Below are 17,413 nucleotides of genomic sequence, written 5' to 3'. Positions count from 1 at the left end.
CAGGCAGAAGAGTATCTCTGTCGGGATATCGAGCCGCCGGGCGCCAGGTCCGCTGAAGCTACTGGTGGACAGCACCGGCATCAAGTTCCTGGGCGACGGAGAATGGCCGGCCCGCAAACATGGCACCCTTCGCAGACGCCAATACCGCAAGGTCCATCTGGCGATGGATACGGCCACCGGCGACATCCGGGCCGTGGAATTCACCTCAAGCCGAGAGGGCGACAGCCCCATCCTGCCGGACCTGCTGGACCAGATCCCCCCGGATCAGCTGATCGGCACCGTGACCGGAGATGGTGCCTTCGACATCCGCCGTTGCCACGCCGCAATCCTCGATCGTGGTGGCAACGCCATCATACCCATCCGCAAGAACGGGCGCCTCTGGAAGGAGGATTGCCCTGCCGCGAGGGCGCGCAATGACATCCTGCGCGCCACACGGCACCTTGGGCGCGCGATCTGGAAGAACTGGTCGGGCTATCATGTTCGAAGTCGGATTGAGGCGAAGATGCGCGGCATCAAGTCCTTCGGAGAGAGGATCGCATCACGAGATCCCGACCGCCAGACCGCAGAAACCCACATCCGCATCGCCCTCACGAACCGCTTCAACGAACTCGGCCAAGCCGAGATTGAGCGCGTCGCCTAAATTCTCAGGGGAAGGGGGCAACTCGTCATGACCACGAGTTCTGCAACAACGCCAAGGAGGACTGTCCAGCCGCCGGAGCACGCAACGATATCCTACGCGCGACCAAGCATTCGGCCGTTCTCGAGGTGGCTTCACCCGGATCATGGTTGGCCTGGCCAATGAGAGCGCCGCGAACAAGATGATCATGATCAAAATGAGCGGGCGAACGCCATGTGTTCGAGTGTGCCTGCGCAGGTATCCCAAGGCACACCGCACAGCGTCGAGCCTGTGCGTGAAAAGAGGGGGCGCGGGCTCCAGATCGGTCGCACCAAAGGCAGCATGATCACCATGCTGCACGCCGTCGCCAATGCCAAGGGGTTGCCGATCGGGTTCTTCATGTCGGCCGGCCGGGTCAGCGATTATACCGGCGCGGCTGCACGATTGGACAGCGTGCCGAAAGCGGGCTGGCTGCTGGCCGACCGAGGCTATGATGCCGACTGAGCCGCGCCGAGTTTGGCGGAGGCTGATTTCGGTTAGTTATGCGACCATGACTTCAGGCACTCCAGCCATCATCGCGCTCGTTGATGCGATCCTGCACTGCACCCTCACGCTGCTGCAACCGCTCGAAGCTCTGCTCGACCTCGCGCAGGGACAGGCCGAGGCTCTGATGACTTTTCGCGGCGGAAAGGATGGACAGAGCAACTTCCTTGCGCTTCTCGGCATCGGGGAAATCAACTGCAAGCGCGCGATCATCACCCTTGGCGATCCGGCGAATAACATCGCTGCCATATCGCTCTCTCAGATCATGGGTGAACCGTTCGGCCTGTTCCTCATGCCCGAACTGCAGATCCTGCCCTTGGGCCACGCCCTGCGCCATGCTCTGGAGCGTGCGGGTCAGTCTGTCGTTGGTGTGGTGATGCGTATGCTCCAGCGCACGGTCCACAATCTTGGCCGCCTGTGAATAGAACCCGTCCACCAACTCGGCCGCCAGCCCTCGATCCTTCTCGCGTATCAGGTCCAACCGTTTCGCTTCCGCAACAGCAAGAAGATCGGCCTTTATCCATTCACGTTCTTGCCAGGCATTGCCCGCGCCGGTCTCAATCCGCCGTGCGATTTCTTCAGATCCAATCCCGATCTTGGCGGCTTCAGCCTGAATGCCCTTCCGCATCTCCGCAGACGCAATCGGCGAGACGGATGCGGCTGTGCCGTCGCGCGTGATCTGCCCGCTTTCCAACTGTGTCTGGTAGACTGCGGCACGCGGACCGCGCCGCATCAACTCGGCCCCTCGGTCATCGCCCAGTGACGCCAGAATATTGCCGCTGACCGCGTAAAGCTGGCGACGCAAATCCTGCCGTCTATGGGCATCCTTTTGGGCAATCCGTTCTTCAGCATTCTCGAACCAGCCAGCAAACTCCTGGCGCAGATCGGAGCTGGTCTGTGCAGTCTGCTCTTGCATCGAAATCTCCATGTCTTTGGGAAGAATGATCCCGCCGCGCTCGAGGATCGACGCAGCCTTGATAAAGTTGGCCGCAACCTCTGCCTTCAACACCTGATCGGCGTAACCCGCCAACCTGCGCATCAGCGCCGCGTTGACCGTGATCTCGGCCAAAGCATCCTGAAGCGCCCTGCCCTCGCGCATCCGCTCACGCACCGGACGGTGCTCACGCTTGGCTCCCTCGATCTCGGCTCGCGATGGGCCGTAGCTCAGGATACCGCGTTCAAGACGCGAGGTCGCATCCAGATGGACCCCATCCTCGGCCCCGATCTCGACAAGCCGCTCCTTCATCATAGCCAGATTGAAGACATGGCTCTTGGACATAAAGAACCACGTCCCGTTCTCGACCCCGCGATTGTTCACGACGATATGGACATGCGGGTTGGCCCGATCGGTATGCAGCGCCGCGACATAGGCCCATTCATCATCCGCATGGGCACCCGATTGGAACATCTCCGATGCCCAGGCCTCGGCAATCAGCTTGGCCTTCTTGGGAGACAGATCGGCAGGAAAGGACAAAAGCAAATGCGTGGTCTGCCCATTCTTGGGCGCGCCGCTCCACGCGTCGCTCCACATCTCCACGATCTCCTTGCGCTCTTCTTTGCTCAAGGACCGGCCGTTCGGATCATGCTCGACCATATTGCCGAAGAGGGAGGTCGATTTTCCGAAGAGGTAATCGAACTGGTTGCCGAGCTGCTTGGCGCTATGGGTGCCTCCACGCGAGATCTTCTTGAGGACAACTGCGTTTGCCCCCTGCGCCATGCGCCAGAGGTTGCGGGCTTTCGCAGTGAAACCGAAGGCGCTACTCGCCTTGCGACCGACATCGGTGAGCGAGCGCGCAGCCCCGGTCAGGGTGCGGCGGAACTCGATCTCGCCAATCAGATCGCGGGCAATTGAGTTAGACATCCCCCCTACCCTCTCCGAACTTTTCGTAGAGACGGATGCCTTTGCGGCGCTGCTCGTCAACCACCGCCTTCAGGTAGCTCCGCACTTCCGGCAAGGACCGACGCAACTCGTTCAGCTCTTTCCACTGGTGCTGGAGCAGATCGGTGCGCCCACGGTTCGCCGCCAAAGCGATCTGGTTCACATTCACCCCGATCTTGTGCAGCTCGGTCCGGATCTCTTCGAGGCGGGTTTCGTCATCCCGTTCAAACTCCAAAAGACCGACCGCCATGCGCAAAAGCGAGCGGATCGCATCCGCATTCGTCTCCGTTCCTGCGCTTTTCTTCAACCGGTTCAGGGCATCCAGCTCAGCTGGAGAGAGCCGGACAGCGACGACAGCGCCCTTCGAAGTTGTCGCTCGGGAGGTGCGTTCACCACGCGTTTTGATCTGGCTGACGGCAGATCGCGACACCCCGAACTCTGCCGCGAGCGCCGCTGCTTTCTCACCAGCTCTCAAGCGCCGAGTGAGGTCATCGCGCTGGTTTGGGGTGAGGCGGCTGTGCTTGGCTGTCGTCATAATTTGTTAAGTAAACAATTTGCATTTCCTGCCATGTCCTATTTATGTCGAATTATGTCCTAATCGTCAACGACCGTTTCGATTGAAAGGACCGAGTTGCCAAGAGGCGCAGGCAATGCCCGTTATGGATCGCCGCGGCACAAAGAGGCAATGTCGTCAAATGTCATCTGCAGTTGGGACGGAGATCCCTCAATTGTCGCCGCCGAGATCGGCTAAGCCTATGCCAGCGACCAAACTCCGAGAAATGCACGCCTCTCAGCTTTACGTATATACAGATACGTGTTGAAACGCTCGTTTTTTGTATGTACATTAAACTAAAGAGCGAGCGAACAAACGAAATGAAGATTGCCTGGGACGAACCGAAGCGTCGGGCGAACATCGGGAAACATGGCTTTGACTTCTCTGATCTGACCGTTGAGTTCTTTCTGTCGGCAACGATCATCCGGGCCCACTCTGAACGCCTCGCCGCGATCGGCACGTTGAAGAAGGGCACGGTAGTGACGATCTATATGGAGCTTGGCACTGAGGCCCTGTCAGTGATCTCGCTTCGTTCTGCCAGCAAAAAGGAGAGACAAATCCATGAAGGAATTTGACCCCAAGCACGCCACTGAGCACGGCTACACCCGCGAAGATTGGGAAGCCGTGGACAGCCGTGAATTGACCGACGCAGAACTTTCGACAGCACGGCCTTTTGTGGCCGCCTTCCCGGAAGCGGCAGAGAAGACGCGTAAGAGTCTCGGGCGTCCGAAGGCGGCCAATCCGAAGGTTGCCGTTTCCCTGCGACTCGACCCTGATGTGGTCGAAGCGTTCAAGCGCGGGGGCGATGGTTGGCAAACGCGCATGAATGAGGCGCTACGCAAGGCTGCGCACCTGTCCACCTCCTCTATGAGCGCCACGAGATCGTGACCTCAAGCAGAGCGAGACGGAAGCGCTCTAAGCGTAACAAGGTATAGAGATCGGCCACCGCCGACCGCGAGAAGATCTTTACCCTGCCCGTGAAATTGTGCGGCGAGCGCGAGCTGGCAATCCATCATCGCCACAAAAAATTACGCGCTGATCGCATGAGCCCCGCTCATCTGACAGCCAACCCGGCAGGCTGAACCGCGCCGAGTTTGCCGGAGGCTCCAACTCCTGAGTAGGATGGAGCATCATGAGCAAGACGACGAACAAGTTTTCCCCCGAAGTGCGCGAACGTGCGGTGCGCTTGGTCCTCGACAATGAAGGTCAGCATGGATCGCGCTGGCAGTCAGTCATGTCGATCGCGGCGAAGATTGGCTGTGCGCCCCAGACGCTGAACGACTGGGTCAAAAAGGCCGAGGTCGACAGCGGAAAGCGCGCTGGCATCCCGACCGACATGGCGGAGAAGTTGAAGGCGCTGGAGCGGGAAAACCGGGAATTGCGCCAGGCCAATGAGATCTTGCGCAAGGCGAGCGCATATTTTGCGATGGCGGAGCTCGACCTCCGGTCGAAGTGATGGTCGGATTCATCGACGATCAGCGAGGGGAGCACGGGGTCGAGCCGATTTGCAGGGTTCTGCCGATCGCCCCGTCCACCTACTACGATCACCTGGCGAAGCGTGCCGATCCGGCCCGGTTGTCGGATCGCACCCGGCGCGACGCAGTCCTGCGGCCAGAAATCGAGCGCGTGTTCGAGGAGAACTGGAGGGTCTACGGCGTGCGCAAGGTTTGGCGTCAGCTGGATCGGGAAGGCTTCGATGTCGCCCGCTGCACAGTCGCCAGGCTGATGAAGGATATGGGCATTCAAGGCATTATCCGCGGCAAGCCGCACAGAACGACAGTGCCGGATAAAAAGGCTCCATGCCCTTTGGACAAGGTGAACCGGCAGTTCAGGGTTCCAGCGCCGAACATGCTCTGGGTTAGCGATTTCACCTACGTCGCCACTTGGAGGGGCTTCGTGTATGTGGCTTTCGTCATCGACGCCTACGCACGCCGGATCGTCGGCTGGCGGGCGAGCCAGACAGCTCACGCAGGCTTTGTGCTCGATGCTCTTGAACAGGCTGTCCATGATCGCCGCCCGGTCAAGGGCGCGGGGCTCGTCCACCATTCCGACCGCGGATCGCAATACCTGTCCATTCGCTACACCGAGCGGCTGGGTGAGGCCGGCATCGAGCCATCCGTGGGCAGCGTCGGAGACAGCTACGACAACGCGTTGGCCGAGACGATCAACGGCCTCTTCAAGGCGGAGGTCATCCATCGGCGCGGGCCGTGGCGCAACTTCGAGGCCGTCGAATATGCCGCCCTCGAATGGGTCGACTGGTTCAACAACCGCCGCTTGCTCGAGCCGATCGGGAACATCCCTCCGGCGGAAGCAGAGGCTAACTTCTACGCCGCTCTGGAAACTGAAGACATGGCCGCGTAACTAACACAAATCAGCCTCCGGCAAACTCGGCGCGGTTCAGGCGAAGCCTTTGGCAGGCGGCGAGGCATACGTAACGATCGGCCCTTTCGGGGTCGTTTGCGGGAGGCAAAAGCAAAACTCCGATAGGAGCGCTCATCCTCCCTCCCGCTTTCTCTCGGCGCCATCGCGCTCCCCCCTACCCATCCGGCCGAACCAGAAACGAGAAGGCAGGTACCACGTCGCACCGCCGACACTTGAAGGTCCACCTCTTCGGACGACCGATCCCTGCTCGATCAGCTGCAGACGGTCGAGCTTCTATTGCAGTTGAATTGCCTCGGCGAGTTCACAATCCTGTTGTCATGAAGGTCGGCACGAAGTCGAGGTGGAATATAGTCCACTATGAATCGACCCCATCTACTCACTGCTGGCGGCTGGTCGCGACCCGACTGATCGCCCATACAGAAGAAAAGACCCGCTTTGAGCGGGTCTAAACATCACGATCAGATGAGCTTGAGGTCGATGGCAGAGCTTCTTCCGTTACGGCCGGTCTCGACTTCATAGGAAATGGCCTGATTGTCATCCAGACCAGTCAGGCCTGCGCGTTCAACCGCAGAAATGTGGACGAAAACATCAGCGCCGCCCTGGTCAGCTTCCAAAGCTATGGCTTTCTATTCTCCGCCCTCGGCTGACGCTGGGGGCCGTCTTTTTTCGTCTCGGAGGGTTGCTCTACGCCCTGCCCTTTCGAATAAGCTCGGCCAAACGGCCTTCCTCTCGCAATGCTGCAACGATATCCCTGACCGCTTCGATGGGAAGCCCGCGTTCAAGAGCAATGTCTTCTACCCCATAACCCTTGCTCAAAAGCTCTTCGATCATCGTTACCGCCCTCCATGCAACCTTAAGATGTTCGCTTTACGTTCTGGTCACTGCAAGGCGAAAAGTGGCTTTTATCGATAGCTGACCAAATAGGTGACGGCATGGATGTCCCCCAATTCGGAATCTTCTCTTCTTCTTTTTCTTCTACTTCATCACCAGCAACATATTGATATTGAATGTTTAAAACAGCGAAAGCGTAGCTATTGGGTCGGAAGCCCGTAGGAAACGGGTCGAAATATTGCCTCAAAACGTAGGAATCGGGTCGCTATCCCGTAGAAATCGGGTCGGTCAGGCCGCAATCCCTGAATTTCCCGCACTTCGACCCGAAAACTACGGGTTTACGGATTCATTTGACGGGGTAATGAAAACCCGTAGTTATTGCTCCCATGGAACAGCTACGGCTTGGAATGGATATCGACCCAAAAACTACGGCTTCAACCTTTGAGTTGAGGCCGAACGATGGCGAGATGCTCAAGCCTGCGGAGTTGGTCGAGGTGGATGGCGCCGAAAAGCTCACGCTCAACGCGCGGCGCGCCTACAACCTCCTGCTCCATAATGCCCACGGCCCAGACATGGCGGTGCCGCACCAGCGCTTCACGATACCGCTGGCAGACCTCAAGTTTTCACATGCCGGCAATGACCGCCTGACCTCGGCTATCAAGTCGCTGATGCGGACCATTGTCACTATCAGGTCTGCGGATCGCGTCGAGCTGGTCCCCCTACTCGGCCGCACCACGATTGCCGATCGCAAGAACAGCCGCGGCTACCTGACCTATGAATTCGACCCCCTGCTCGTTGACCTTCTGCGCGACAGCCAGATCTTCGCAAAGCTGCAGCTCGACGTGATCCATGCAGTCTCGAGCAAATATGCTCTGGCGCTCTATGAGATCGTCGCGAAGCGAGCGCGCCTAACCTACATCCGATCCGAGACATTCGAGATCGAACAGTTCCGCTCCATGCTGGGCGTTGAGCCTGGTAAGCTCTCCACCTACTCCAACCTGCTCAAGTTCGCGATCAAGCCCGCCTTTGATGAGGTGAACAGGCTGGCAGAGTTTCACGCCGCTTTTGAGCCGGTGAAGATCGGGCGCAAGGTCGGAGCCATCAAAATCGCATGGGCGCTCAAGGGGCCCGAGGATCAGCGCAAGGCTTATGCCGAGGTGCGCGGGCTCCCTGCCCCAGAGGAAGTTACCGAGGAAGATTAAATCGTGCAGATAAGCACAGTTACAGCGGGGCAGCAGGTGCAGGCAATCGCAATTGCAGAGCGGACAATTTCCAGAGTGGAAAATTCGATGAGCGGTGAATTTGCCGCTCTGGAGCCTAGTAAATTTCCAGAGTGGAAAATTGCGGAAGCTGAAAATTTGGTGCGCTATGGCTCGGGGAATTTAGAACTCGGGAAATTTACAACTTGCCAGAGCGCCGGATTTTCCACTCTGGAAATTCACAGCGCGGGAAATGGGGAAATTGAAGAATGAAAACGGTCGTCGTCGCATCACAGAAGGGCGGGGCCGGTAAGACCACCACCGCAATGAATATGGCCGTTGCCGCGAGCCAGGACGGGCTTCGCGTGGCGATGGTCGATCTCGACCCGCAGCGCAGCCTGCGCGGCTGGTGGGAGGCGCGGGACGCCGAGTGGCCGCAGATGCCCGACACCGATCCGGCGCCCGAACAGGTCAAGGCAGCACTCCCCGCATTGGCGAAGCATTTCGACATTCTGGTGATCGACACGCCGCCGGCCGCGCCTGAATGGCTCACGACCGTCATGGCCGAGGCCGATCTGGTACTGATCCCCGTGCGTCCGTCGCCTCACGACCTGCGCGCCGTTGGGGCGACCCTGCGCGCTGCGCGCGAGGCCGGATCCGACTTCGCGTTCCTGCTGTCCCAATCGCCGCGGGCCAAGGTAACGGACGAGGCGGCGCGGGTTCTGGCGCAATACGGCAAGCTCGCGCCTGTCAATGCCGCCATGCGCGTGATCTATGCCGAGACCGCCGCGACAGGGCAGGGCGTGACCGAGGCCAGCGACCCGAAGGCAGCCGGCGAGGCGCGCGAGTTGTGGGACTATGTGAAGGGGCTGCTCAATGGCTAAGAAGGGCGGGTTCTCATTCGACGGCATGGTTGACGCCAGCGCGCCGCCGGAGCCGATCAAAGGCGTGGAGCAGCGCGGGGCGGCTGAACCAGCCCCCGTGAAGCGCAGCGAGCCCAAGCCAGCCGCTGCGCCGGTCGAGAGGCCCGTACGGCGCGGCAGGCCACCCAAGGCCCGCACAGCGACCGAGGCACGCCCGAGCTTCGGCCTCGATCCCGTGACGCATGCCAAGTTCAAGATCTGGCTGCTCAAGAAGGGCGTGTCGATGCAGGACTATCTCGAGGACCATATCGCCAAGCTGGTGAAGGATATCGATCTCTGAAAATTGGCGAATTGTCCGAGTGGGAAATTGGTAAATTTTTAGCGCGAAAAAACATAGGTATTGGGACCTGTACTTCGCGGCACCATGTGCCGCCTTGCGGCTTGGGCCGAAGGCCCGGACCCCCGCGCTGGTCTGACGCAGACAGACCAGCGTGAGTGGTCACCCCAGCCGTACTTTCCTATGATCGCGCCGTTGCCCCGGTTTTCACGGGGCAGCGGCCTTTTGATGGTGCCAATGCTCACGGCCGTATAGACGGCCACGGACCAAAAGTCGGCTACTTCCATCAATCGGCACTTCTTCTTTTCCGGCTATCTTGTGAATCCATGCCGTTCCATCAGCCTCGGGATCACCGCCGAAAGAGTGGACAAGGAAACACCAGTTTCCTTGTCCGCCTTCGCGATGCTGCAAATAGCCATGCCAATTGCGGCATTGCCAATTTCCGGCCCACCAGACGGTCCCCTCCGAGTCATGCGCAGGTGTATCGGGAAACAGTTCTTCTTGATCACCACTCATAGACATACGCCCTCTTTGAGATCGCCCGCCCGATCGAGCCAGCCGCGCGCCTCGGGGCAAACGAAACAGATACAGGTGCCGATGCCGTCCACGCTGACGGGCGCAAAGTAGACGGCAGGGTTAGACTTGCCGCATTTGCGGCAAGTCAGCCGGGGCAGGGGAGGGGGGCCGCTCATGCTGCGGCCCTTTCCTCGGTGGCCGTGGCAAACAGGAAATCGGCCGCCTTTTGTGCTTCCGACGCTGCCCTGAAAATCAGGCGCTTGTCGTCGGCGAGGGCGCGCAGCCAGCTTTGCAAGTATGCGGCCGATTGGTCGAAGTCAGGGACAAGGCCAAGACGAGCACATAGAAAAGCGTTCCCCAATTCAGCGACCAGTTCCTCGAACGCAAGAGCTTTGCGGTCCGCAAAGCGGGTGAACCGATCAAGGCGCGATGAGTGCCCCGTCGCGTGCGTTGCCTCGTGAGCGAGGGTCGAAAAGTAGCCCGCCGCGCGGCTCTGTTGCACAAATCGGGTGATGGATTCATATTGTGAATCCAGTGTGGTAGCTGTGGTTCATGAGCAGACCCACGCCCCCGAGCTACAAGACCAGGAACTGGCCAGGCTATAACGAAGCGCTCAAGCGCCGCGGCTCGCTGACGATCTGGTTTGACCCCGAGATGATCTGGGATGCCGCACCATCAGGCGGGCGTGGCCGCCAGCAGAGTTATAGCGATGCCGCTATCCAGACTTGCCTGTCGATGAAGGTGTTGTTCGGCATGGCGCTCAGGCAGACGACCGGGTTCGTCGAGAGCTTGCTGCGGCTGGTCGGCCTGAACTGGGCAGTGCCGGATTTCAGCACGCTGTCCCGCCGACAGAAGACCCTCGCCGTGAACATCCCGTATCGTGGTTCCAAAGGGCCGTTGCACCTGCTGATAGACAGCACCGGTATCAAGGTCGAGGGCGAAGGCGAGTGGCATGCGCGCAAGCACGGTGGCCCGAAGCGGCGTGTCTGGCGCAAGATTCATCTCGGGATCGACGAGCAAACATTGGAGGTCAGAGCTGTCGAGGTCACTGGGAGCCACATTGGTGATGCGCCCGTTCTGCCCGATCTTCTCAGTCAAATCCCGGAGGACCAGGAGATCGGCAGCGTCACGGCAGACGGCGCCTACGACACTCGCAAATGCCACGATGCGATTGCTGATCGCGGCGCTCATGCCGTCATCCCGCTCCGCAAGAACGCGAAGCCTTGGAAGGCTGTCACAGCCGGAGCCATGGCCCGAAACGAAGCCCTTCGCGCCGCGAAATATCTGGGGCGCGCCCTCTGGCGACGATGGAGCGGATATCACCGCCGAAGCCGCGTCGAAACAAAGATGCATTGTGTGAAACTGCTGGGTCAGCGCCTCATGGCGCGGGACTTCGATCGCCAGGTCGCCGAACTCCAGGTCCGTATCGCTGTCCTGAACGGTTACATCGCGCTCGGCATACCCGTCACGGAAGCTGTCGGATAAGTCCGTCCGGGGAAGGGCGAGCCTCGGCCATCACCCGATTTGTGCAACAGAGTCTTGAGGCACGCATAAACCAAAGCTGCGGCTTCGTCCCCTACACTACCCCCACCCAGCTTCACGAATGTTTCGCTAAACAGCCACCTTTCTGTCATGCGGCTGCTGTATCGGTCGCGCCGGAATGACTGGAAAGGGACATCGCGGCATGACGGGTTTGCGGCTGTCTAACATCGGCAGAAGCTATGGCGAGACCAAGGTTCTCACCGGCATCGACCTCGAGATTGCGGCGGGAGAGTTCGTGGCCGTGCTTGGGCCCTCGGGCTGTGGCAAGACCACGCTTTTGCGGCTGGTTGCGGGATTTGATCGCCCCGATGAGGGCACCATCACCCTGGGCGACCGGCTGGTTGCAGGCGGCAAGGTCATGGTCCCGCCCGAGCGGCGCGGCATCGGTATCGTGTTTCAGAATTACGCGCTCTGGCCGCATATGTCGGTGGCCGAGAATGTCGGTTACGCGCTGAAAGTGGCACGCCTGCCGGGCGCCGAGCGTGAGGCCCGCGTGGCGCGTGCGCTGGGTACCGTCAATCTGACGGCCTTTGCTGCCCGTCGCCCGGCGGATCTGTCGGGTGGGCAGCGCCAGCGGGTTGCTCTGGCGCGCTGCCTTGCCGCTGGATCGGATCTGGTGCTGCTTGATGAGCCTTTGGCCAATCTCGATGTGCATCTGCGCGCCACCATGGAGGACGAGTTTCGCCGCTTCCACCGCGAAAGCGGCGCGACGCTGGTCTATGTCACCCATGACCAATCCGAGGCGATGGCGATGGCCGACCGTATCGCGGTGATGGACCGGGGGCGCCTCCTGCAATGCGCCAGCCCCCGAGAGCTTTATCGCGAGCCTGCCGATGCCACCGTGGCAAGCTTCATCGGTGATGGGCTTTTGCTGCCTGTCGAGAACCTGCGCCCCATCGGAAATGGGTTTGCGACCGCCGATCTGCTTGGCGCGCGCGTCCGGCTGCGCTGCCATGGCGGCGAGGTCTCGCGGCCGCTGGCCATGGCCTCGACCCATCCCGCCGATATCCAGCCTGCCCATCCGGGCGAGGTCTCGATCCCCGCCCGCGTCACTGCGCGTACCTATCGCGGCGGCAGCTGGTCCTATGAGCTGCGCCCCGAGGCCGCCCCCTCGCTTCGCGTGCCGGTGGTGCTGCCCGATAGCGCTGCCGCGCCCGAGCCCGGCGCGCGCCTTGATCTGGCGTTTCGCGACCTCTGGGCCATTCCGCTGTCCGGCACCCCTTCCTTTGGCATCTCTGCGCCCGCCCCCTCTGCCTTCGGCGCGGCACCGAATTCTACCTTCTCCCCGCATCTTACGGAGCAATTCCAATGCGCCTGACTGCCACCGCCCTTGCCCTGATGCTGTCCGCGACTGCGGTTTCCGCGCAGACCACGCTGACGCTTTACACCTCGCAATCCCCAGAGATCGCGCAGCAGACTGTCGATGCTTTCATGGCCAAACATCCCGACATCACCGTCGAATGGATGCGCAACGGCACTTCGCAGCTGATGAATATTCTGGCAGCCGAGCAGCAGGCTGGCGGCATCAAGGCCGATGTGCTGCTGGTTGCCGACAGCATCAACCTCGGCACGCTGAAGCAGCAAAAGCTGCTGCTGGCTTGGCCCGAGGCCCCGCTCGAGGGGATCGACCCGCTGATGTATGACGCCGACAAGACCTTCTTCGGCACCAAGATTTCTTCGACCGGGATCGTTTACAACACCCAGGTCGCCACGCCCGTTACCGGCTGGGCTGACCTGTTCCAAGATGCCAATGCGGGCCAGATTGTGGCCCCAAGCCCGCTTTACTCGGGGGCTGCACTGGTCCATATGCACTCGCTCTTGCAGGACGCGACGCAAGGCTGGGCCTATTACGAGCGGCTGAACGTGCTGGGGGTCGTGCCCGAGGGCGGCAATGGCCCCGTCCTGAAGGCCGTCGCGGGTGGCCAGATGAAATATGGCGTCAATATCGACGCCGATGTGCTGCGCGCCAAAAAGGCGGGCTCGCCGGTCGAATTCGTCTATCCGACCGAAGGTGCCACCTTCTTTACCGAGCCGGTAGCGATCGTTGCGGGCACCGATCAGGTCGAGGCAGCACAGGCTTTCGTCAGCTTCGTTCTGTCGGAGGACGGCCAGAAGCTTGCCGCCGAACAGGGCTATATGCCGGTCGATCCCAAGATTGCCTCGCCCGAGGGGATGCCCGCGCTGGCCGATATCAAGCTGATGGCGCTCGATGCCGACCGCGCCGTCGCCGAGGATACCGAGGCCCGCGCCAAATTCACCGAAATCTTCGGCGGCTAAGCGGATATGCCCTCGACCCCGCAAAGCAGAGGGGCGCCGCGCGCGCCCCTTTTCCGAATATCCTCCGAAGGGATCGTGCTGGCGCTGCTGGCCGTGCTGATCCTGTCGGTTTCCTTTGCTCCGATGCTGCGGCTGGCGGGGGCGGCGCTGCTCGCTGATGGCGCTTTCGCGACCGAGCGGCTGGCCAAGCTCTTCTCGCGTCCGCAGACCGGAGCCGCGATCTGGAACACCATCCGGATTTCGCTGGCCTCGACGCTGGTTTCCCTGATCATCGGCGCGGTTTTCGCCCTCATCATGGTGCAGACCGATCTGAGGGGCAAATCGGCGCTGGTCTTTGCCTTCGTTCTGCCCCTGATGATCCCGCCGCAGGTGATCGCCATGGCCTGGATTCAGGCCTTTTCACCCTCGAGCCCGGTTCTGGGCGCGCTTGGCCTTTCCATGGAGGCGGGCACGCGGCATCCTTTATATTCCGCGACCGGCATCATCCTGCTTTTGGGCATCTATAACGCGCCGCTGGTCTATCTGGCGCTGCAGGCGAGCCTGCGCCGTATCCCGCTTAATCTGGCCGAGGCTGCGCGGGCGGCGGGGGCGAGCCCCTTGCGCGTGCTTTTGACCGTAATCCTGCCCTTGGCGCGCGGCGGTATGGTGGCTGCGGCGAGCCTCGCCTTTGTCTCGGCCATCGGGAATTTCGGCATTCAGGCCATGCTGGGCATTCCGGCCCGCGTGCCCACGCTCATCACCCAGATCTATCAGCAGCTGAACGGGCTGGGGCCGAGCGCCTTGCCCAATATGGCGGCGCTGTCGATGGTGCTGACGGCCCTGACCGTGGCAGGCGTGCTGCTGGCCGCGCGTGCAGGTGATCGCAGCGATACCCGCGTCGATCTGGGTAGTCGCCCGCTGATGCTGCCCTTGGGCCGCGCCGGTGCCGTGGTTGCGGCGCTGCTTTGGGCCTATCTGATCTTGTCGCTGCTGCTGCCTCTATCGGCGCTTTTGCAGACCTCGCTGGTCACGGCCTATGGCCTGCCGCTGACAGCTGAAACCCTCACGCTCAAGAACTATGTCTCGGCCCTGTTTCAGCAGGTCTCGCTGCGCAATGCCTTTGTCACCTCGCTCTGGCTGACGCTGGCAACCGTGGGCTTTTTGATGCTGGCTGCGGTCTTTCTGGGCTATTTCCTGACATGGCGGCGCGGGCCTTTGGTGCGGCTTTTGCATTTCGGTTCTGAGGCTGCCTATACCTTGCCCGGCATCACCTTGGGCGTGGCGATGATCTTGCTGTTCCTGCGGCCTTTTCCGGGGACGCAGATCTCGATCTACGGCACGCCTTGGATCATCCTTGCCGCCTATGTCGCGGGGTTTTTCGCGCTCGCGCTGCGTCCGGTTCTGTCGGGCTATGCCCAGATCGACCGCGCGCTGGAAGAGGCCGCGCAGGCCGCAGGCGCGGGCTTTCTGCGCCGGATGCGCGACGTGATCTGGCCGCTGATCGCCCCCACCGCGGTGGCAGCTGCGGTGATCGTCTTCATGACCGCGATCAATGAGATCCAGACCTCGATCCTGCTGATTTCCTCCGGCACCCGCACCATCGGGCCGATGATCATCTTCCTTGAAGAGGGCGGGGCCTCGACCCTTGCCGCTGCTGTCGGCTGCCTGATGGTGTTTGGCGTTTTGCTGCTGATGCTGCTCTCGACCGTGCTCTCGCGCTTCCTTCCGAAAGGGGTGTTGCCATGGCAGTTCTGACGGCTTTCAGCGGCCTTGGCGGCAAATCTCCGGCGGCCTTCCTGCTGGAGATCGCCGGACGGCGCATCCTTTTAGATCTGGGCGAGGGGCCGACGCCGGGCCAGCGCCCGGATCTGGAGGGGATCGGCCGGGTCGATGCGATCTTCCTGTCGCATGCCCATATTGATCACGTCGGGGCGATTGATCTGTGGCCAGAGCTGGGCCGCCCGCCGGTTTACGCCACCCGCGCGACCTTTGACGCGCTGCCGCTTCTGGGGTTGCATCTGCCGCCCGAGGCTTGCCGTGACCTGCCGCTGCAAGGCCCCGCTCGCCTGCTGGATCTGCCCGTTACGGTCGGGCGCAACGGCCATGCCATGGGCGGCATCTGGCTGCATCTGCCGGCCGAGGGTGGCGCGCTTTATATGGGCGATTGGAGCCGCGAATCCGGGCTTTTGCCCTTCGACCCACCCCCTCCGGCGGATCTGGTGATCACCGATCTCTCCTATGGCGAGCGGGATCAGACACTCGTGGATCAGGTGCAGGTGCTGGCGGATAGCATCCGGCCCGGCATGGTGCTGCCGGTGCCGATCCTCGGGCGTGGCGCGGATATCGCCTTGCGGTTGTCCGGGCTTGGCTTCGCGCCCGCCATCTGCCCGCAGATCCGGACCGAGATGCAGGGCGCATTGCCCGAGTTGCGCCAAATCGCGACCGCCGCCGAGGCCCGCGCAGGCGATCTGATCATCGCGGCGGATACCGAGCGGCCGGGCGATCTGGTCTCCTGCCTGATCGCCGACCCGCGCGACTGGCGCTTTATCTTTACGGGCCATGTCGCGCCCGGTAGTGCTGCGGCAGAGCTGGTCGCGGCCGGACGTGCCACGCGTCAGAACTGGAACGTGCATCCCCGTGCCCGTGATCAGATCTGGTTGGCCGAGGTCACGCGCGCCAAACATCTGATCCCCGCCTTCGGCGCTTTGGACGCCGCCCCTGAACTTGCAAAGGCACTGGCCTCGGTCTGGCGACCGGGCAGGGCCCTACAGACAGAAGAAAGCCGAACCTATGCTGGTTGAAGAAACCACCCGCGAGCGGGCCGAGAATGACGCGCCGATCCTTGTGCCGGTCCATGAGCTGACCCTACCCGAAGGCCGCATTTGCCGTCTCTATGTCGGCAATCTGACCGGAGCCCAAGACGGCGCGGCGCTGCTGGCTGCGGGGATTACCTCATCGCTGAATGTGTCGCTGAACATCGACGTGCCGCCGCTAGAGCTGCCGGACGGCACCCATATGCGCCGCGCCAAAGTCGGGCTGATCGACGGGCTCGGGAACACGCCCGCCCACCTGGCCGCTGCCGTTCTGGCCTTGGAAGGGCTGGTCACGCAGGCGAGCCCCGGCAAGCCGAACTATCCCGCCCATCGCGCCGGACATGTGCTGGTGAACTGCCGAGGCGGGCGCTCGCGCTCGGTTATCGTTTTGGCGATCTATCTGCATCTGCGCGCGGCGGGGGCCTTCCCGACGCTTGCGAGCGCGGTCTCGCATATCCGCAAGGCGCGCGGCAATTCCGAGACCTATCCGCTGCCGCCCATGCTGGATCTGGCGGAGGCGGTGCTGGCCAGCGGCGGGCTGCAGGCTCTGCTGCGCGGCTAGTGCTGTTCGGGCGAAAGGCTAAGCTCACCCCCGAGGCAGGGATGAGCTTGGTTTGCCCAATCAAGGCAAAGGCTTAGCGGTAGATGAAGGTCTCGAGACCTTCGCCCGCGCGCGCCATGCCGCGATACATGCCCTCGCAGTTGAAGGGCATCGAGATATTGCCGTCGCGGTCGACGCAGATCACCCCGCCCGAGCCGTCATTCGGCGTCAGATCGGCGATGTTGCAGAACTGCACGGCGGCATCGCTGAACACTGGCGGACGCCCCGGACGTCCACCCCTGGGAGCAAGCCAAACCATGTCCCTGTCCAGCCAGACAAGCAGCGAGCCACGCCGCTTCAGCGCCTCGTTATATGGTTTCCAGTTCTTCGTGCGGTAGCGGGATGGAGCGGGCTTCGTCATGCCGAGATGTTAACAGACAAGATTCGCTTCGTGAATCCTGCGGAGCGGCAAGTTCTGCAACATGTATAACCGCCCCTTGCGCAAGAGGGTTTGCAGATCAGTTTTGCGCGGTGTCGGGTGC

21 protein-coding genes, 2 pseudogenes and 1 other annotated feature are annotated in these 17,413 nt (G+C 61.6%); of the genes and pseudogenes, 15 read left to right on the top strand and 8 right to left on the bottom strand.

The window, feature by feature from the left end:
* The coding region (locus ACFFUC_RS11880) for an IS5 family transposase (RefSeq protein ID WP_377686483.1) at window positions 1–640 on the top strand (640 nt) is incomplete at its 5' end.
* Window positions 641–764: 124 nt separating this feature from the next.
* Window positions 765–1,117, top strand: a pseudogene (locus ACFFUC_RS11875) (transposase); the annotation flags it as partial.
* 55 nt (window positions 1,118–1,172) lie between these two features.
* Here the strand turns inward: ACFFUC_RS11875 and ACFFUC_RS11870 are convergent.
* Together ACFFUC_RS11870 and mobC are read right to left on the bottom strand one after the other, a co-directional pair.
* Window positions 1,173–3,020, bottom strand: coding sequence for a relaxase/mobilization nuclease domain-containing protein (locus ACFFUC_RS11870; RefSeq protein WP_377686482.1), 1,848 nt, complete (start codon window positions 3,018–3,020; stop codon window positions 1,173–1,175).
* Window positions 3,013–3,573, bottom strand: a complete 561-nt coding sequence (gene mobC, locus ACFFUC_RS11865) for a plasmid mobilization relaxosome protein MobC (protein ID WP_377686480.1) — start codon at window positions 3,571–3,573, stop codon at window positions 3,013–3,015. Before mobC ends, ACFFUC_RS11870 begins: the two co-directional genes overlap by 8 nt.
* 338 nt (window positions 3,574–3,911) lie before the next feature.
* On the opposite strand from mobC, the gene ACFFUC_RS11860 reads away from it, so the two are divergent.
* The 3 genes from ACFFUC_RS11860 (at window position 3,912) to ACFFUC_RS11850 (ending at window position 5,952) form a co-directional block, all read left to right on the top strand.
* Window positions 3,912–4,166: a BrnT family toxin gene (locus ACFFUC_RS11860; protein WP_377686479.1), complete on the top strand. Its 255-nt coding sequence runs from the start codon at window positions 3,912–3,914 to the stop codon at window positions 4,164–4,166.
* Window positions 4,153–4,479 carry a BrnA antitoxin family protein gene (locus tag ACFFUC_RS11855; protein ID WP_377686477.1) on the top strand — a complete coding sequence of 109 codons (327 nt, stop codon included), beginning with the start codon at window positions 4,153–4,155 and terminating at the stop codon, window positions 4,477–4,479. Before ACFFUC_RS11860 ends, ACFFUC_RS11855 begins: the two co-directional genes overlap by 14 nt.
* Window positions 4,480–4,723: 244 nt before the next feature.
* A protein-coding gene (locus ACFFUC_RS11850) for an IS3 family transposase (RefSeq protein WP_377686476.1) occupies window positions 4,724–5,952 on the top strand; the annotation gives its coding sequence in 2 pieces (ribosomal slippage) (window positions 4,724–5,012 and window positions 5,012–5,952; 1,230 coding nt in all).
* Window positions 5,005–5,121, top strand: a sequence feature (AL1L pseudoknot). (Overlaps the previous gene by 117 nt.)
* Window positions 5,953–6,431: 479 nt before the next feature.
* Here the strand turns inward: ACFFUC_RS11850 and ACFFUC_RS11845 are convergent.
* A complete protein-coding gene (locus ACFFUC_RS11845; protein WP_377686488.1) occupies window positions 6,432–6,593 on the bottom strand; it encodes a cold-shock protein in 162 nt (53 codons plus the stop codon).
* A 64-nt stretch (window positions 6,594–6,657) separates the two neighbouring features.
* Complete coding sequence (locus tag ACFFUC_RS11840; RefSeq protein WP_377686475.1) at window positions 6,658–6,804, bottom strand: hypothetical protein; 147 nt, start codon at window positions 6,802–6,804, stop codon at window positions 6,658–6,660.
* Window positions 6,805–7,211: 407 nt separating this feature from the next.
* Here ACFFUC_RS11840 and ACFFUC_RS11835 point away from each other — a divergent pair, with 407 nt between their 5' ends.
* Genes ACFFUC_RS11835 through ACFFUC_RS11820 form a run of 4 tightly spaced genes read left to right on the top strand, consistent with a single transcriptional unit; the run spans window position 7,212 to window position 9,206 of the window.
* Window positions 7,212–8,006 (top strand): replication initiation protein, encoded by a 795-nt coding sequence (locus ACFFUC_RS11835; protein WP_377686473.1) that lies wholly within the window; start codon window positions 7,212–7,214, stop codon window positions 8,004–8,006.
* A gap of 3 nt (window positions 8,007–8,009) precedes the next feature.
* On the top strand, window positions 8,010–8,276 hold the full coding sequence (locus ACFFUC_RS11830; protein WP_377686472.1) for a hypothetical protein: 267 nt from the start codon (window positions 8,010–8,012) through the stop codon (window positions 8,274–8,276).
* On the top strand, window positions 8,273–8,887 hold the full coding sequence (locus tag ACFFUC_RS11825) for an AAA family ATPase (protein WP_377686470.1): 615 nt from the start codon (window positions 8,273–8,275) through the stop codon (window positions 8,885–8,887). The genes ACFFUC_RS11830 and ACFFUC_RS11825 overlap by 4 nt, the downstream gene beginning before the upstream one ends.
* Entirely contained in the window at window positions 8,880–9,206 is a 327-nt protein-coding gene (locus tag ACFFUC_RS11820; protein WP_377686469.1) for a hypothetical protein, read from the top strand. Before ACFFUC_RS11825 ends, ACFFUC_RS11820 begins: the two co-directional genes overlap by 8 nt.
* A 204-nt stretch (window positions 9,207–9,410) precedes the next feature.
* Here ACFFUC_RS11820 and ACFFUC_RS11815 read toward each other — a convergent pair whose 3' ends face one another.
* On the bottom strand, window positions 9,411–9,719 hold the full coding sequence (locus ACFFUC_RS11815; RefSeq protein WP_377686468.1) for a hypothetical protein: 309 nt from the start codon (window positions 9,717–9,719) through the stop codon (window positions 9,411–9,413).
* A gap of 172 nt (window positions 9,720–9,891) precedes the next feature.
* The gene (locus tag ACFFUC_RS11810; protein ID WP_377686467.1) at window positions 9,892–10,221 is read right to left on the bottom strand and encodes a zincin-like metallopeptidase domain-containing protein; all 330 of its coding nucleotides are present in this window, start codon (window positions 10,219–10,221) and stop codon (window positions 9,892–9,894) included.
* Between the two features lie 50 nt (window positions 10,222–10,271).
* On the opposite strand from ACFFUC_RS11810, the gene ACFFUC_RS11805 reads away from it, so the two are divergent.
* From ACFFUC_RS11805 to ACFFUC_RS11780, 6 genes are all read left to right on the top strand, one after another.
* Entirely contained in the window at window positions 10,272–11,204 is a 933-nt protein-coding gene (locus ACFFUC_RS11805; protein WP_377686465.1) for an IS5 family transposase, read from the top strand.
* A 199-nt stretch (window positions 11,205–11,403) separates the two neighbouring features.
* Complete coding sequence (locus ACFFUC_RS11800) at window positions 11,404–12,579, top strand: ABC transporter ATP-binding protein (protein WP_377686463.1); 1,176 nt, start codon at window positions 11,404–11,406, stop codon at window positions 12,577–12,579.
* Window positions 12,570–13,538 carry an ABC transporter substrate-binding protein gene (locus ACFFUC_RS11795; protein WP_377686461.1) on the top strand — a complete coding sequence of 323 codons (969 nt, stop codon included), beginning with the start codon at window positions 12,570–12,572 and terminating at the stop codon, window positions 13,536–13,538. The genes ACFFUC_RS11800 and ACFFUC_RS11795 overlap by 10 nt, the downstream gene beginning before the upstream one ends.
* Window positions 13,539–13,613: 75 nt before the next feature.
* Complete coding sequence (locus ACFFUC_RS11790) at window positions 13,614–15,272, top strand: ABC transporter permease (RefSeq protein ID WP_377686459.1); 1,659 nt, start codon at window positions 13,614–13,616, stop codon at window positions 15,270–15,272.
* The gene (locus ACFFUC_RS11785) at window positions 15,260–16,318 is read left to right on the top strand and encodes an MBL fold metallo-hydrolase (RefSeq protein WP_377686457.1); all 1,059 of its coding nucleotides are present in this window, start codon (window positions 15,260–15,262) and stop codon (window positions 16,316–16,318) included. The genes ACFFUC_RS11790 and ACFFUC_RS11785 overlap by 13 nt, the downstream gene beginning before the upstream one ends.
* Window positions 16,308–16,892: a protein-tyrosine phosphatase family protein gene (locus ACFFUC_RS11780; protein WP_377686456.1), complete on the top strand. Its 585-nt coding sequence runs from the start codon at window positions 16,308–16,310 to the stop codon at window positions 16,890–16,892. The genes ACFFUC_RS11785 and ACFFUC_RS11780 overlap by 11 nt, the downstream gene beginning before the upstream one ends.
* A 73-nt stretch (window positions 16,893–16,965) precedes the next feature.
* On the opposite strand, the gene ACFFUC_RS11775 is transcribed toward ACFFUC_RS11780, so the two are convergent.
* Both ACFFUC_RS11775 and ACFFUC_RS11770 read right to left on the bottom strand, forming a co-directional pair.
* Window positions 16,966–17,127 carry an isoaspartyl peptidase/L-asparaginase gene (locus tag ACFFUC_RS11775; RefSeq protein ID WP_465263094.1) on the bottom strand — a complete coding sequence of 54 codons (162 nt, stop codon included), beginning with the start codon at window positions 17,125–17,127 and terminating at the stop codon, window positions 16,966–16,968.
* Window positions 17,116–17,292, bottom strand: a pseudogene (locus ACFFUC_RS11770) (transposase); the annotation flags it as partial. The gene ACFFUC_RS11775 and the pseudogene ACFFUC_RS11770, both read right to left, overlap by 12 nt.
* Window positions 17,293–17,413 lie beyond the last annotated feature (121 nt).

Source organism: Paracoccus cavernae, assembly GCF_042430175.1.
Taxonomy (GTDB): domain Bacteria; phylum Pseudomonadota; class Alphaproteobacteria; order Rhodobacterales; family Rhodobacteraceae; genus Paracoccus; species Paracoccus cavernae.
The sequence above is the reverse complement of the archived record's forward strand: the minus strand, read 5'-3'. Positions and strand labels throughout refer to the sequence as shown.